The 15,958-nt window shown below is 60.3% G+C and carries 15 protein-coding genes; 2 read left to right on the forward strand and 13 right to left on the reverse strand.

From position 1 onward, the window contains the following. Positions 1–227: 227 nt before the first annotated feature. Complete coding sequence (gene zapD / locus VHE58_03490; protein ID HVS26347.1) at positions 228–983, forward strand: cell division protein ZapD; 756 nt, start codon at positions 228–230, stop codon at positions 981–983. Beyond that, positions 983–1,177 (forward strand): DNA gyrase inhibitor YacG, encoded by a 195-nt coding sequence (gene yacG / locus VHE58_03495; GenBank protein ID HVS26348.1) that lies wholly within the window; start codon positions 983–985, stop codon positions 1,175–1,177. The genes zapD and yacG overlap by 1 nt, the downstream gene beginning before the upstream one ends. Here yacG and VHE58_03500 read toward each other — a convergent pair. From VHE58_03500 to murB, 13 genes are all read right to left on the reverse strand, one after another. Further along, positions 1,174–2,148: a Nudix family hydrolase gene (locus tag VHE58_03500; GenBank protein ID HVS26349.1), complete on the reverse strand. Its 975-nt coding sequence runs from the start codon at positions 2,146–2,148 to the stop codon at positions 1,174–1,176. The genes yacG and VHE58_03500 overlap by 4 nt on opposite strands. Continuing rightward, positions 2,145–3,017 carry an ATP-binding protein gene (locus VHE58_03505; protein HVS26350.1) on the reverse strand — a complete coding sequence of 291 codons (873 nt, stop codon included), beginning with the start codon at positions 3,015–3,017 and terminating at the stop codon, positions 2,145–2,147. The genes VHE58_03500 and VHE58_03505 overlap by 4 nt, the downstream gene beginning before the upstream one ends. 39 nt (positions 3,018–3,056) lie before the next feature. Continuing rightward, on the reverse strand, positions 3,057–4,286 hold the full coding sequence (gene argJ, locus VHE58_03510) for a bifunctional glutamate N-acetyltransferase/amino-acid acetyltransferase ArgJ (GenBank protein ID HVS26351.1): 1,230 nt from the start codon (positions 4,284–4,286) through the stop codon (positions 3,057–3,059). Positions 4,287–4,342: 56 nt separating this feature from the next. Continuing rightward, the gene (locus tag VHE58_03515; protein ID HVS26352.1) at positions 4,343–5,248 is read right to left on the reverse strand and encodes a diguanylate cyclase; all 906 of its coding nucleotides are present in this window, start codon (positions 5,246–5,248) and stop codon (positions 4,343–4,345) included. A gap of 48 nt (positions 5,249–5,296) precedes the next feature. Next, positions 5,297–8,086 carry a preprotein translocase subunit SecA gene (gene secA / locus VHE58_03520; protein ID HVS26353.1) on the reverse strand — a complete coding sequence of 930 codons (2,790 nt, stop codon included), beginning with the start codon at positions 8,084–8,086 and terminating at the stop codon, positions 5,297–5,299. Positions 8,087–8,181: 95 nt separating this feature from the next. After that, positions 8,182–9,102 carry a M23 family metallopeptidase gene (locus tag VHE58_03525; protein HVS26354.1) on the reverse strand — a complete coding sequence of 307 codons (921 nt, stop codon included), beginning with the start codon at positions 9,100–9,102 and terminating at the stop codon, positions 8,182–8,184. A gap of 444 nt (positions 9,103–9,546) precedes the next feature. Beyond that, entirely contained in the window at positions 9,547–9,738 is a 192-nt protein-coding gene (locus VHE58_03530; GenBank protein HVS26355.1) for a hypothetical protein, read from the reverse strand. Between the two features lie 87 nt (positions 9,739–9,825). Next, positions 9,826–10,737: a UDP-3-O-acyl-N-acetylglucosamine deacetylase gene (gene lpxC / locus VHE58_03535; protein HVS26356.1), complete on the reverse strand. Its 912-nt coding sequence runs from the start codon at positions 10,735–10,737 to the stop codon at positions 9,826–9,828. Positions 10,738–10,853: 116 nt separating this feature from the next. Next, positions 10,854–12,011 (reverse strand): cell division protein FtsZ, encoded by a 1,158-nt coding sequence (ftsZ, locus tag VHE58_03540; GenBank protein HVS26357.1) that lies wholly within the window; start codon positions 12,009–12,011, stop codon positions 10,854–10,856. Positions 12,012–12,120: 109 nt separating this feature from the next. Then, complete coding sequence (ftsA, locus tag VHE58_03545; GenBank protein HVS26358.1) at positions 12,121–13,359, reverse strand: cell division protein FtsA; 1,239 nt, start codon at positions 13,357–13,359, stop codon at positions 12,121–12,123. A gap of 21 nt (positions 13,360–13,380) precedes the next feature. Beyond that, a complete protein-coding gene (locus VHE58_03550) occupies positions 13,381–14,124 on the reverse strand; it encodes a cell division protein FtsQ/DivIB (GenBank protein ID HVS26359.1) in 744 nt (247 codons plus the stop codon). Next, complete coding sequence (locus VHE58_03555) at positions 14,114–15,031, reverse strand: D-alanine--D-alanine ligase (protein HVS26360.1); 918 nt, start codon at positions 15,029–15,031, stop codon at positions 14,114–14,116. The genes VHE58_03550 and VHE58_03555 overlap by 11 nt, the downstream gene beginning before the upstream one ends. Positions 15,032–15,041: 10 nt before the next feature. Further along, complete coding sequence (gene murB, locus VHE58_03560; GenBank protein HVS26361.1) at positions 15,042–15,956, reverse strand: UDP-N-acetylmuramate dehydrogenase; 915 nt, start codon at positions 15,954–15,956, stop codon at positions 15,042–15,044. Positions 15,957–15,958: the final 2 nt, after the last annotated feature.

Below are 15,958 nucleotides of genomic sequence, written 5' to 3' on the forward strand. Positions count from 1 at the left end.
GCATTTTTCGTGCAAACCCGGATGGGGCGTGGCTTTCCGGGCGGTCTGCTTTGTCGCTCGCCTTGCGAATAGGCAACGGCTATTCGACGCGGCTCGCTTCGCGCATCCCATCCCGGAAAGCCGACGCCGCGGCCCCGTGGAGTTCTTCAACACCCTGTTAAAGGTCGTGGTTTGTCAAATTTACCTCAATCGGTCAAAATTAAACTTCCCCACTTGGTTTGCGCACCGTGATTAACTACGAATATCCACTCAGCGAGCGTATCCGGACCCTGCTGCGGCTGGAGGATTTGTATCGCAAGGTCGAGCATTTCGCAACCCGGCCCGAAGCGATGGAAAACCACGCCTCGCTGCTGTTCCTGTTCGAAATGCTAGAAGTGGCAAGCCGCGCCGATCTCAAATCCGACATGCTGCAGGAACTGGAACGGCAGCGTCAGAATCTGGAAGCGCTGCGCGGCAATCCGGCGATTTCAGAGCAGGCGCTGGTTGCGGTATTGCGCGACATCGACCGGGCGATAAAACAGTTGCGCGAGATGACGGGCAAGATTGGCCAGGATTTGCGCGACAACGAATGGCTGATGAGCATCAAGCAGCGCACCATCATTCCCGGCGGCGCCTGCGAGTTCGATTTGCCGTCCTATCATTACTGGCTGCACCAGGACGCGGCGGTGCGCCGGCAGCATCTTGAGCAGTGGCTTGCGCCTTTTTCCCCGATCCGTGACGCTCTGGCGATTCTGCTGAAGATTCTGCGCGAGAACGGCAAATCCAGCACCCACATCGCCTATCAGGGCACGTTCCAGCAAATCCTCACCGGCAAGCTCGCGCAAATGCTGCGCATCCGCGTGCACGACAGCCTGCCGTGCATTCCGGAAATTTCCGCCAACCGCTATGCGCTCAACATCCGCTTCACCACCCAGGAAGGCATACAGCGCCCGCGCGCGAGTGAAACGGATGTCGAGTTCGAACTCACCTTCTGCAATCTGTAATGTCCACCAAACCGCGCCTGGTGCCTTGCCCGCAATGCGGGAAAAGCGTGGCGTGGAACACCGCCAACCCCTTCCGTCCGTTTTGTTCGGAACGCTGCAAACTGATTGACCTCGGGCAGTGGGCTTCTGAAAGCTATCGCGTTCCCGTGGAAGAAAGCAGCCCTTCCGGCACCGATCTCAAGGAAAATGACTAGGCCCACGCGCCGCGCAGCATGGCGATGCCGTGCGCGCCATGCTGCCACGCAGTGCGCAAGTGGGGTGAGCGCATTCCGCCCAACGCGTACACCGGTAGGCTGAAGCCGGCAACCAGCTTGCCAAACTCATCCCAGCCCATCGCGGGCGGGCTCTTGTGGCCGGGCGTGGGCAATACCGGACCCAGCACCACGAAATCAACCCCCATTTCGGCCGCGCGCTGCAATTCTTCGCGGTTGTGGCAGGACGCGCCGCACCAGGGCAGCAGCGGCCGCTGGTCCAGCCGCATCAGCCGTGCCGAGGTGAGATGCACGCCGTCGGCGGCCAGTTCCTGCGCCAGCGGGAACTCGCTGTTAAGCAGCACCAGCGCTTGATGGCGGTGCGCCAGCGCAATCACTTCCGCAGCCAGTTCCTTTAGTTCGGCATGCGGCAGGTTTTTTTCTCTCACCTGAACCATGCGCAAGCCTCCTTGCAAGAACTGCTCGAGGCGGCGCATGAATTTCTCCCGGCCCAGTTCCGCCACATTGCTGATGGCATAATGTTCGGGAAGAGCCAGCGCCCGGAGCACCGCGCCGTTCGCCGGCAACAGCGGCGCGACCCTGACGGCCTTCACGCTTTGCCAGGCGAGCTGCTGACTTTCCCTGCCGTGGAGTGGTCCCGTCCAGCGCACGACCCGATGAAAATGCAGCTCCACGCTGGCGTGCCTGTAATGGTAGATGCGCGTGATCCACGGATAAATTTCCTCGATGTGGATGCCCAGCTCTTCCTTTAGCTCGCGCTCGAGCGCCTGCTCGCTGCTTTCCTGCGCTTCCATCTTGCCGCCGGGAAATTCCCAGTAACCGGGATAAGGTTTGCCTGCCGGGCGCTGCGCCAGCAGGAACTGGCCGTCCGGACGCAGAATCACCGCCGCAGCCACTTTGACCAGCTGGCGAGGATATGCCGGTGCATTGCTTCTTCCTGCAGCTGGCTTCATTTGCCTTTGAGGGCGTGCCGTCCCGCCCAGTCGCGGGCGAATTGCCACGCCGCGCGGCCCGAGCGCGAGCCGCGCGTGAGCGCCCACTGCACGGCGGCCTGCCGCACTCCATCGGTATCGGCGCGACGCACACCGAGAAAACCAAGCCAATGGTCCACGATGCCGAGATAATCATCCTGGCTGAAGGGATAGAACGAAAGCCACAGGCCGAAGCGCTCGGAAAAGGAGATTTTCTCCTCCACCGCTTCCGCCGGATGCACTTCTTCCCCGACATGGCGGGTCGCCAGGTTTTCCTCCATGTATTCCGGCATCAGGTGGCGGCGGTTGGACGTGGCGTAAACCAGCATGTTCTCCGAAGCCGCGGTGATCGATCCCTCCAGCGCCGCTTTCAGCGCCTTGTAGCCGGGTTCATCCGCTTCGAACGACAGATCGTCGCAAAACAGGATGAAGCGCTCGGGCCGCCGGTACACCGGCTCGACGATGTCAGGCAAATCGATGAGGGCGTGTTTTTCGACCTCGATCAAGCGCAGGCCCTTGCCTGCATATTTGTTGAGTACCGCCTTCACCAGCGAGGATTTCCCCGTGCCGCGCGCGCCGGTGAGCAGGACGTTGTTGGCGGGGAAGCCTTGAATGAACTGGCGGGTATTTTGATCGATGAGCCGCTTTTGCTGCTCGATGCCGAGCAAATCCGAGAGCCGGATGCGGTGCGGGTGAGAAACCGGCTCCAGGAATCCCCTGCCGTAGCGCTTGCGCCAGCGGAACGCGATCGAAGCCTGCCAGTCCGGCGGCCGTGGCGCCGCCGGAAGCACCAGTTCCAGCCTGCCCAGTAAATCTCCGACCCGCCGCAGCATGTCGTGCAGTTCGTTCATCGGGGTCTGCCGTGAGCGGTTTTTCATTATTGCGCCCGCCTAAGTACGATATTCAGCGTTGATGGTCACATAATCGTGAGACAGATCGCAGGTCCACACCGTATAATCCGCCTGTCCGCGGCCAAGCTTTACCCGCAGGGCGATCTCCGGCCTGCTCATCGCTTTCCGTCCCGCTGCTTCATTGTAGCTCGCCGCGCGTCCGCCGTTTTCCGCCACCAGAACTTCATCCAGATACAGGCTCACCTTGTCCACATCCAGGTCGGCGATGCCGGCATAACCGATCGCCGCGAGGATCCGGCCCAGGTTTGGATCCGCGGCGAAAAAAGCGGTCTTCACCAGCGGCGAATGCGCGATGGCATATGCCACCCTAGCGCATTCCGCCGCGTCTTTTCCCTGCTCCACCCGGACGGTGATGAATTTGGTGGCGCCCTCGCCGTCGCGCACAATGGACTGCGCCAGCCACTGCGCCACTCCGGTGACCGCATCGCGATAGGCGATGAATTCGCGGCCTGTCGCATCCGCAATTTCTGGCATCGGCGCCTGGCCGGAAGCGATCAGCATGAACGCATCGTTGGTGGAAGTATCGCCATCCACTGTAATGCAATTAAACGAATGCGCCGCGGCATGGTTCACCACGGTTTGCAGCGCCGCCTGGCTTACCCTCGCGTCGCTGGCGATGAAAGCGAGCATGGTGGCCAAGTTGGGGCGTATCATGCCCGCCCCCTTGGCGATGCCGGTGATCGTCACCGTCGTGCCCTTGATGCTGATTTGTTTTGATCTTGCCTTGGGCACGGTGTCGGTGGTCATGATGGCCTGCGCCGCCGCCAGCCAATTGTCTGCGCGCAAACCGGCAAGGCATTGCGGCAGGGCGGCCACAATGCGCTCCACCGGCAAAGGCTCCATGATGACGCCGGTGGAAAACGGCAGGATTTGCTCCGTCTCGCAACCCCGAGATTTGGCCAGCTCTGCACAGATCCGGCGCGCGTGTTTAATTCCGTCTTTACCGGTGCCGGCATTGGCGTTGCCGGTGTTCACCACCAGCGCCTTAACCGGCAGACCGGAACTCAAGTGTTCTTTTGCCAGCAGCACCGGGGCCGCGCAAAAACGATTTTGGGTAAACACCCCGGCGACTTTTGCGCCCGGCTCAAACGCCATCACCAGCAAATCCTTGCACCCGGGTTTTTTGATTGCCGCCTCCGCCACGCCGAGGGCAACGCCTTTTACCGGCAGCACTTGTTCAGGTTGGGGTGGATGCAAATTCACCGGCATCTATTTTTCCTTATACTGCCTTTTGAAATTTTCAAACCCTACGCAATTTTCAAGCCTTACTTGCCATAAAAGGCCACATGCGACTGGTCCTGGCCTAATTGCTTGGCCTGGTACATCGCCTGGTCAGCCTGCTGGACCAAGGTTTCAACCGCAATGCCGCGCTGGTACACCGCCACCCCGATGCTCACGCTGAGATTGAGCGTGACGTCATGACGCACCGGGCAAGGTTTGGCTTGAAGCTCCGCCAGCACGCGGTTGAACACCAGCTCGGTACTGATATCGGGGTGATACACCGCCAGGATGAATTCATCTCCGGCCCAGCGCGCGCACCAGTCACCGCGGCGGACGTTTTCGGCCAGCAGCGTGGCGACATGGATGACGCAGGCGTCGCCCGCATCATGGCCGTATTGATCGTTGATCTTCTTCAACGAATTGATATCGATGAAGGCCAGCAGGAAATGCTTGTTTTCGCGTTCCGCTCGCGCGATTTCCTCATTGAGGCGCTGCTCGCCGGCGCGGCGATTGTAGACGCCGGTCAGATGATCGGTAAGCGAAATATTCTCGAGCTCGCGCAACGCATTATCGAGACGCGTCACGACATACTGCGCATCGGCCATCAGCTGCCCCGCCTCGTCATCGTAAACTGTGGGAAGACTCGGCAGGTTGCGTTCGGCCAGATATTGTTTGAGGCTTTCCGAAGTCTGGCGCACCGGCAGCAGCAGACTGCCTAGAAACGACAGCGTGATGGCGGCGCCGATGAGGGTAGCGAGCAGGGTCGCAATCACGATCGGCAGCGCGCCCATCAGGCTGTAGGACTGCGACAGCGCGATATACAGCACCAGAACGATGAGCGGCACATGGGTGCCGAGAAACGCGACCAGCATGAACTTGAGCAGATAACTGCGACGGAACAGCCCCCAATCGTTCATGAACTGGTACAGGTGTAAATTCCGAGTCTGCATTTTCCACCTCCTTGCCGGCGCTTTGCGATTACATCGGGTAGCGCGGAATCAACTCAACTTGCCGTGGCAGTGCTTGTACTTCCTGCCCGAACCGCACGGGCAGGGATCGTTGCGCCCGATTTTCTGTCCCTGACGCACAAATGGCTTTTGCTCGGCGTCGCCGGCCTGCGCCAGTGCCTCGTCATAATCGGCATGATGGTATTGCACATTTTCCGGCTGCGGCGGCGGTTCCACCGCCTCCACTTCTTCCCGGCTCCTGATCTGCACCGTCATGATGATTTTCGTGACTTCAGCCTTGATCAATTCAAGCATGCCGGCAAAAAGCTCGAACGCCTCGCGCTTGTATTCCTGCTTGGGGTTCTTCGCCGCATAGCCGCGCAGGTGTATGCCCTGGCGCAGATGATCGAGCGCCGCCAGATGTTCGCGCCAGTCGGAGTCCAGGCTTTGCAGCATCACCGCGCGCTCGTACTGGTGCATCACTTCGGCCCCGACCTGCTCCAGCTTGCCCTGGTATTGCGCATGCGCCGCTTCGATGATGCGGCTGCGCAATGTTTCCTCGTGCAACTCGGGATCCTGCTTGAGCCAGAGCTGCAGCGGCAGGTCGAGCTGCAATTCCGCAGCCAGGGTTTTCCCCAGCCCAGGAACGTCCCATTGCTCTTCCACGCTTTCCGGCGCGATGTGCAGGCTGATTAGATCGTTCACTACGTCTCCGCGCATGGCGCGGATGGTGTCGGAAATATCGGTGCTTTCCAGCAGTTCGTTGCGCTGCTGGTAAATCACCCGCCGTTGGTCATTGGCGACGTCGTCATATTCGAGCAGCTGCTTGCGGATGTCGAAGTTGCGCGCTTCCACCTTGCGCTGCGCGTTTTCAATGGCGCGCGTGACCCACGGATGCTCGATCGCCTCGCCTTCGGGCATGTTGAGCCTCTGCATGATGGCGGAAACCCGGTCGGAGGCGAAAATCCTGAGCAGCGGATCTTCCAGCGCGAGATAAAAGCGGCTGGAGCCCGGGTCGCCCTGGCGACCGGAGCGGCCGCGCAACTGGTTGTCCACCCGCCGCGATTCATGGCGCTCGGTGCCGATGATGTGCAGCCCCCCGGCCGCCACCACCTGTTGGTGCAGCTTCTGCCACTGCGTGCGGATTTCCGCAATGCGCGCTGCCTTAGACGCGTCGTCGAGGCTTGCGTCGTTGCGGATTTTATTGATTTCCGGCTCGGGGTTGCCACCGAGTACGATGTCAGTGCCGCGCCCCGCCATATTGGTGGCGATTGTAATCCATTTCGGCCGTCCGGCCTGCACCACGATTTCCGCCTCGCGCGCATGCTGCTTGGCATTCAGCACCTGGTGCGGCAGTTTTTCCCGGTTCAGCAAACCAGAAAGCAGTTCCGAGTTTTCAATCGAGGTGGTGCCGACCAGTACCGGCTGCCCGCGCTCGCAGCAATCGCGGATGTCGTTGATGACCGCCACGTATTTTTCCTTGGTGGTGCGGTACACCTGGTCCTGACGTTCTTCACGGATCATCGGTTGGTGGGTGGGAATCACTACCGTTTCCAGGCCGTAGATTTGCTGGAATTCGTAAGCCTCGGTATCCGCCGTGCCGGTCATGCCGGCGAGCTTCCTATACATGCGGAAATAATTCTGGAAAGTGATGGAAGCGAGCGTCTGGTTCTCGCGCTGGATCTTCACTGCCTCCTTCGCTTCCACCGCCTGGTGCAGGCCGTCCGACCAGCGCCGCCCCGCCATCAATCGGCCGGTGAACTCGTCGACAATAACAACTTCGCCGTTTTGCACCACGTAGTGCTGGTCGCGGTGAAACAGCGCATGGGCTTTCAACGCGGCATACAAATGATGCACCAGATTGATGTGCGCGGAGTCATAAAGACTGCCGTTCGGTGGCAGGAGCCCGGCCTGGCTTAACAATTGTTCGGCGCGCTCGTGCCCGGTTTCGGTGAGCAGCACCTGGTTGGTTTTTTCATCCACGCTGTAATCGCCCGGCCCGTTTTCCTGCTGCTGGCGGGTCAGCTTCGGCACCAGATCGTTGATGTGGTGATACAAATCGGTAGTGTCATCGGCCTGGCCGGAAATGATGAGCGGGGTGCGCGCTTCGTCAATCAGTATCGAATCCACCTCGTCAACGATGGCGTAGTGCAGGCCGTGCTGTGCGCGTTCCTCGACGGCGTACTTCATGTTGTCGCGCAGATAGTCAAAGCCAAATTCGTTATTGGTGCCGTAGGTGATGTCGGCGGCATAGGCGGCCCGTTTGGCGGCATCCGCCTGCTGCGAAACAATGACCCCCACCGTAAGGCCGAGGAAATTGTAGATTTTGCCCATCCATTCGGCGTCGCGGCTGGCCAGGTAATCGTTGACCGTCACCACATGCACACCCCGGCCGGTGAGCGCGTTGAGATACGCCGGCAGCGTGGCCACCAAAGTCTTGCCCTCTCCGGTGCGCATTTCCGCGATCTTTCCATAATGCAAGACCATACCGCCGATCAACTGCACATCGAAATGGCGCATTTGCAGGGTGCGTTTGCTCGCTTCCCTGACCACGGCGAACGCTTCGGGCAGCAGTTCCTCGACAATCGTCTTGCGCGCGCGGCTGCGCTCTTCCTCCAGCGCCTGCGCCCGCTCGAGGTTGCCGTCGGCATGGTCGGGAATAGTCGCGAGCCGCTCGCGGATGCGTCCCTTGAACTCGTCGGTCTTGGCGCGCAGCCCGGCGTCGGAAAGTTTTTCGATGGCGGGTTCCAGCACGTTGATCGCCCGCACTATGTGCGTGTATTGCTTGAGCAGCCGTTCGTTGCGGCTGCCGAAGATTTTTTTCAGCAGGCTGGCAAGCATGAGGTCACGAAACTGGTAATTATTGCGACGTTAGAAAACGTAAGGGGCGAGGAGTTTTGCCTCGCCCCTCACCCCTTACGCTTCGCAGTCTGTCGTCAGCCGGGCTTATGCAGAAACCGCACCGGATTTTGCGGGGCGCCCTTGAAGCGCACTTCAAAATGGAGATGCGGGCCGGTCGAGCGGCCGGTGTTTCCCACTTCACCAATCTTGCCCTCGCGCAGCACCACGTCGCCAACCTTGACCAGGCGCTTGGACAGATGGGCGTAGCGCGTCACCAGACCGTTGCCGTGGTCAACCTCGATCATATTACCATACTCGGTGTGGTTGTCCGCCGAATACACCACCACGCCGCCGCCGGCGGCTACCACCGTGGAGCCGCCTTCGGACATGAAATCGACGCCTTCGTGGAAGGCGTTGCTGCCGGTGAAGGGGTCAATCCGCCAGCCGAAATTCGAGGAGAACCAGCCGGTATTTACCGGCGGCACCGAAGGCACCAGTTTTTGCTTCAGGCGGTCTTGCATCAGCGCGGTTTCCAGAATGCCTAGCTTGTCGGTACGGTCGTTGAGCTCCTTGGACAGGCGTTCCATTTGCTGGTTGAACTCGTTCAGCGTGAGATCGCGTTGCGGAGTGCCGGAGACCGCACCGCCGCGGCCGGGCAGCTGGTCAAACATGAATTCCTGCGGCTTGAAACCCGCCTGCTTGGCGAGGCGGTCGCCGAGCGCGTCGAGCCGCAGCAATTGCGCCTGCATCTGTCCCAGCTTCACCGCCATGGCGTTGAGATTTTCGCGCAGATAGGCCTGCTGCTTGCGCAGTTCCTGCTCCTGTACCGAAACCAGCAGCGATTGCAGATAAGGACTCTTGATTTCCGCCGCGTGGCGCAGCGTCAGGTAATGCAGGGCAATAGCGAACGCTGCGATGCCGATAAGCAGCAGCACCGCGATGAAAACGATCTGGGAATGGCTAAGTGTTATCGTTCTGGACTTTCCCAGGTTTCCGGAAACTAGAATAATATTCATTGTCTCCCTCACTTTACCCGGCTTCGCATGCCCGCGCGCAAACTCGGTTTCTATTTCGACACTAACCCTGCGCTGCAGTCACTGGTTAAAGAGGCTTCGCGCCTGATCGAAATGCAAAAGGTGTTTGCCGAGATTGCACCGCCCCCCCTCGCACGCTCCGGACGGGTGGGCCGGTTTGCGCACGGGTCGCTACTGCTGCTTGCGGACAACGGGGCAGTCGCCGCAAAACTGAGGCAGCTGGTGCCTAACTTGTTAGTTACATTCCAGAAGCGGGGATACGAGATTACTGCAATTCGGGTTGCAGTGCAACCCCCGGGTCGTGCCGCAGTGCCGCATAAAAACATCAGGTTAAGCCGCAAAGCCAGCGGGTATTTGCGCGAGCTCGCGGCAAATCTTCCCGTCACCCCCCTGCGGACCGCGCTGGAAAAAATGGCGGCGCGGCCCTCAGATGATGATGATCAGCCGTTCCAGGACAAAGAGTCCCAAGACCAGGGCGGCCAAAACCACGAAAAACCTGAATAACTGCCAGGCGAAATTGAGGTAGCGGCGGTTTCGGGTGAACAGCCACAGTGCCAGTGCCAGCCCTATCGCGATCAGCGCTATATAGGCGACCAATCTCAGCACGACTACCGGCATGGCGGCGCCTCGAAGAGACGGGAAACGCCCGGAAGCGGCCGGACTTGAACTGCATCCCGCGAGAACTCAACGCAGGAGAATGAAGCCTCAGGCAAACTGCGTTTGCAGCCTGAGGAACGCTGGCGCTTCCTCGCTGCTTTCGAAGCTCACGAACTCCCAAGCCTGGGCGTCGGCGAGCAGCGCGCGCAGCAGTGCGTTGTTCTGGGTGTGGCCGGACTTGTGGCCGGTGAACGCGCCAATCAGCGGATGCCCCAGCAGGTACAGGTCGCCAATCGCGTCCAGCACCTTGTGCTTGACGAACTCGTCCTCGTAGCGCAGACCGTCGCTGTTGAGCACGCGGTATTCGTCCATGACGATGGCATTGTCGAGGCTGCCACCCAAAGCCAGACCCATCGAGCGCAGGGTTTCGACTTCCTGCATGAAGCCGAAGGTGCGGGCGCGGCTGACTTCTTTTATATAGGACGTGTTGGCAAAGTCCACCGTCACCGACTGGCCGGACGGTTCAAACACCGGATGATCGAAGTCGATGCTGAAGTTGACGCGGAAGCCGTTGTACGGTTCAAAGCGCACCCATTTGTCGCCGTCCACCACCTCGACCATCTTCTTGATGCGGATGAATTCTTTCGGCACGCGCTGCTCCTCGATGCCGGCCGATTGCAGCAGGAACACGAAAGGCGAGGCCGAGCCGTCCATGATCGGCACTTCCGGCGCGGTGAGGTCTACATAAGCATTGTCGATCCCCAAGCCGGCGAACGCCGACATCAAGTGTTCAACCGTGGCCACCCTGACACCGTTTTTTTCCAGGCACGAAGAAAGCCGGGTGTCACCGATCGAATGCGGGTTGGCCTTGATTTCCACCGGTTGCTTGAGATCGATGCGGCGGAACACGATACCGGTGTTGGGCGCGGCGGGACGCAAAGTGAGATAGACTTTTTCGCCGGTGTGCAGGCCGACACCGGTCGCACGAATAATATTTTTCAGCGTGCGCTGCTTAATCATAATTTATGAGTAGTGCGTTCTAGTAAGTTATCATCTTGAAGCGGAAGGGTTAATTCTATCACATACCGATTGTGACAAGCTACCCCCGCCCCCTGGTTTGCGCCGTTTAAGCCGGCTCAATCCGCCTGTTTGCGCAGAAACGCCGGGATATCGAGCATCTCCACGCCGGACTGGCGCATCGCCTCGATGGTGGCGTCACGGTTGCGCCTTCTCACCACCGCCGGCGTTTCGAGTTCGGCGTAATTCACCATTTCCACCGGCGCATTGTGGGTCCCGGTCTTCACCACGCTCAACGGCTTTTCCTGCTTGCGGTTGACCGGTCCGTTCAGGCCGGTGGCGACGATGGTGACGCGCAGGCTGTCCTTCAGCTCTTCATCGTAAACTGCGCCGACAATCACCGTCGCGCTTTCCGCGGCAAAGGTCTTGATGGTGTCCATCACGTCGTACATCTCCTGCAACTGGAAGCTGTCCCGACTGGCGGAAATGTTGATCAGCACGCCGCGCGCATCCAAGATGTTGATGTCTTCCAAAAGCGGGCAGGCCACCGCCTGTTCCGCGGCGAGCTTGGCGCGGTCGGCGCCGGCGGCTTTGGCCGAGCCCATCATAGCCATGCCCATTTCCGACATCACCGTCCGCACGTCGGCGAAATCGACGTTGATCATGCCCGGGCAGCTGATGATTTCGGCGATCCCCGCCACCGCGCCGTGCAGCACGTCATTTGCCGCCTGGAACGCCGCATCCAGCGTGACCCCGTTGCCCAGCACCTGCATCAGCTTGTCGTTCGGCACCACGATCAGCGAATCCACGAACTGCGAGAGCGCCTCGATGCCCTGCTGTGCGATGCCCATGCGCTTGCCTTCGAAGGCGAACGGCTTGGTCACTACCGCCACGGTGAGGATGCCGAGGTCCCTGGCGATTTCCGCCATCACCGGGGCGGCGCCGGTGCCGGTACCGCCGCCCATCCCGGCGGTGAGAAACAGCATGTCGGCCCCCTGAATCAGTTCGGTGATGCGCTCGCGGTCTTCAAGTGCCGCTTCGCGCCCGATGTCAGGATTCGCCCCCGCGCCCAGGCCCTTGGTAATCGAGTTCCCCAGTTGTAACTGGATTTTCGCCTGGTTGCGCCGCAACGCCTGCACGTCGGTGTTGGCGCTGATAAACTCCACGCCTTTCACGCCACGGTAGATCATATGGTCCACCGCGTTGCCGCCGCAGCCGCCCACACCGACTACCTTGATTTGCGCTTCCTTCGCTTCGCTATCCACGATTTCAAACATGTTGACCTCCTTTATCTAAGTAGATGCTGTTTCCGTAAAACCGCCATCGGTTAATCCCAAATTTCATCTGTTCCTGCATTTTTCCCCTGATTTACCCAATCAAAATCCGTCAGAAATTTCCCTGAAACCAACGCTTCATGCGCTCGAAAACCTGCTTGAGCGAGCCGCTTTGCAGCTTCACCAGCTCCTGCCGCTGCTGCTGCTGCATGCCGAGCAGCAGAAGGCCGACGCCAGTGGCGAAGCGCGGATGACGCACCACTTCCACCAGGCCCCCGAGGTAATGCGGCAAGCCCAGACGCACCGGCATGTGGAACACTTCCTCGCCCAGCTCCACCATGCCCTGCATGGCGCTGCTGCCGCCGGTAATCACGATGCCGGAAGAAAGCAGCTCCTCGAAGCCGCTGCGGCGCAGTTCCGCCTGCACCAGCGAATACAGCTCCTCCACCCGCGGCTCGATCACTTCGGCGAGTGTCTGTCTTGAAAGCTGCCGCGGACCGCGTTCGCCCACTCCCGGCACTTCCACCATTTGCTGCGGATCGGCGAGCTGTCGCAACGCGCAGCCGTAACGGCGCTTGATGTCTTCCGCATCCTTGGTCGGCGTTCTCAACGCCACCGCGATGTCGTTGGTGATTTGATCGCCGGCAATCGGAATCACCGCAGTGTGGCGAATCGCCCCGTGATGGAATACCGCGATGTCGGCAGTGCCACCGCCGATGTCCGCCAGGCACACGCCCAAATCCTTTTCGTCTTCGGAAAGCACCGCAATCGCGGAAGCCAGCGGCTGCAGGATCAGATCGCGCACCGAAAGCCCGCAGCGCCGCACGCACTTCAGGATGTTCTGCGCCGCCGAGACTGCGCCGGTGACGATATGCACTTTCACCTCCAGGCGCACCCCGCTCATGCCCAAGGGCTCGCGCACGTCCTCCTGCCCGTCGATGATGAATTCCTGGTTGAGGATGTGCAGGATCTGCTGGTCGGTGGGGATGTTCACCGCCTTCGCCGTCTCGATCACTCGATCCACGTCCATCTGCGACACTTCCCTGTCCTTGATGCCGACCATGCCGTGCGAGTTGAAACTCTTGATGTGGCTGCCGGCAATTCCTGTGTACACCTCGCGGATCTTGCAATCGGCCATCAGCTCCGCTTCCTCGAGTGCGCGCTGGATGGCGTTTACCGTGGACTCGATGTTGACCACCACGCCTTTCTTCAGCCCGCGCGAGAGGTGGCTCCCCATGCCGATGATTTCCAGCCCTCCTTCCGGGCGCATTTCGGCGACGATGGCGGCAATTTTCGACGTCCCGATATCCAGGCCGACGATCAGCTCCTTGTTTTCCTTGCCCCTGCCCATTACCATCTTCTGTAAATCCTCTCAGGCTGCCTTGTGTTTTTCCCGTTTGGCGGACTCGTTCTGCTCTCTAACCGCTTCAGGCACGCGCAACGCAAAACCGCTGTCATAGCGCAGATCAACATAATCCGGCTGCCATTGCAGCCCGCCCAAAGTGCGGTCATACGCCGCGACGAAGCGCTTCAAGCGCGCGTCCATCCGTTCCCTTCCCAGCACCAGAGTCGAGCCGTCATCCAGCTGGATTTGCCACGCGCGGCGCGCCGTCATGCGCACCTGCACCGGTGCGCGCTGGATCGGCTCCAGCATCTGCTTGAAGGCGGCGTAAGCTTTGGCGAGGTCCTGGCTGGTGCCGGCAGGTCCGGAAAAAAGCGGCAAACCCGCATCGGCTTCAGCCGCATACACTTCACCGTAGGTGTTCACCAGCCCGCCGTTGCCCCAGCGCGCTACCGGCACCTGCTCCACAAACGCGACCTCCAGCCGGTCCGGCCATTGCCGGCGCAGGCTCACGCCTCTCACCCACGGCAATTTCTCGAAGCGGCTGCGCGCTTCGTCCAAATTGACGGTGAAAAAATTCCCCTTGAGGCTGCGCACCGCCGCAAACAACTGCTCCTGCGTGACATGCGTGAGTCCGCCTTTTACCTGCACGGTCTTAAGCTCAAACCACGGCAGCCGAAGCGCGAAATAAAGCGCGCAATAAAGCGCGAGCAGTCCCGCCAGCGTGTACAGCAAATTGGCGAGCCAGAGCATCGCGTATGGTTTATTCCACATGCGCCTGCTCCAGAATGCGCAACACCAGGTCCTCGAAACTCAAACCGGCGCCGCGCGCTGCCATCGGCACCAGGCTGTGGTCGGTCATCCCCGGCACGGTATTGGCTTCGAGAAAATACGGCCGTCCTCTCTTGTCGAGCATCAAGTCCACCCGGCCCCAGCCGCTGCAACCCAGAATGCGGAACGCGTGCAGCGCTTTTTGCTGAATTTTTTTTTCCTGCGGCGCGGAAAGGCCGCACGGGAGAATATAGCGCGTGGTGCGGGCAAAATATTTCGCCTGATAGTCGTAAAAAGTGCGCGGCGTCTCAAGACGAATCAGCGGCAGCGCTTCATCGTCGAGAATCGAAACGGTCAATTCCACGCCCTTGATAAATTGCTCGGCGATGACCACCGGGTCATACTTCGCCGCCAGGCGCCAGGCGGCGCACAATTTCTCCGCTTTCATCACCTTGCTCATGCCGATGCTCGAGCCTTCGCACACGGGCTTCACCATGATGGGCAAACCCAGTTTTTTCGCGATTTTCCTGAAATCACTTTTTTCATCCAGCAATTCGTAGCGCGGCGTGCCGACTCCGGCAGCGCGCCAAACCAGTTTGGTGCGCCATTTGTCCATCGCCAGCGCACTCCCCAGCACGCCGCTCCCGGTGTACGGGATGTCCATGAGCTGCAGCGCGCCCTGCACCGTGCCGTCTTCGCCCTGCCTGCCGTGCAGCGCGATGAACACGCGCTCGAATCCTCCGCTTCGTAAATCCTCCAATCGCCGTGCGCTTGGATCGAAAGCGTGTGCGTTGACCCGGCGCTTGCGGAGCGCGTTAAGTACAGCTGTGCCGCTTTTGAACGAAATTTCCCGCTCAGCGGAGGAGCCGCCCATTAGTACTGCCACTTTTCCAAACCCCTCACCCTTCACTCCTTACTCCTCACGCCTCACCAATAATCCGCACTTCGGTTTCCAGCTTAATGCCGCACTCCTGTGCCACCGTAAGCTGAATTTTTTGAATCAGCGCCTCGATGTCGGCCGCGGTCGCGCCGCCGGTGTTGACGATGAAATTGGCGTGCTTGGCCGATACTTCCGCGCCGCCGAAGCGCAACTCTTTCAAGCCGCATTGCTCGATGAGCCGCGCCGCGTACACGCCTTGCGGGTTGCGAAACACCGAGCCGGCGTTGGGGAGCTCTAGCGGCTGGCTAGCGCTGCGGCGTTTCAATAAATCGCGGATTTTTTCTTTCGCCACGTGGCTGTCGCCTTGCGGCAACCGAAACCAGGCGGCAGCAAACCACTCTTCCAATTCCGAATGCGGCGCCACGCTGCGGTAGCTGATGCGGTAGTCCGCCGGAGTGCGCATACTCAAGGTTCCGTCGCGGCGCAGTGTCAGCACCTGCGCCACGATTTCCCAGGTTTCCGACCCATAGCAACCGGCGTTCATCGCCAGTGCGCCGCCGACGGTGCCGGGAATGCCGGCGAGAAACTCCGCGCCCTGCAGGTCATGCGTCGCGGCAAAGCGCGCCACCTTGGGGCAGGCCACGCCGGCTTCGGCATAAATCATTGCGCAGCCCGCTTCCCGGGATTCGAGGCGCAATTGCTTGAGCGCCGAATGCAGCAACACCACCGTGCCGCACACGCCGCCGTCGCGCACCAGAAGATTGCTGCCCAGTCCCACCATGTAAACCGGTTCGTTCTTGCCGCAGGTCTCGAAAAACGCGACGAGATCGGCAAGATCCGCGGGGATGTAGGCGCGCGCGGCCCTGCCGCCGGCGCGCCAGCTTACGTGCTCCGCCATCGGTTCGTTGAACCGTAGCTCACCGCGCAAACCCGCCAGATGGTTCGTTTCCGCCATGT

The organism is Burkholderiales bacterium (assembly GCA_035543335.1).
Classification (GTDB): domain Bacteria; phylum Pseudomonadota; class Gammaproteobacteria; order Burkholderiales; family JAHFRG01; genus JAHFRG01.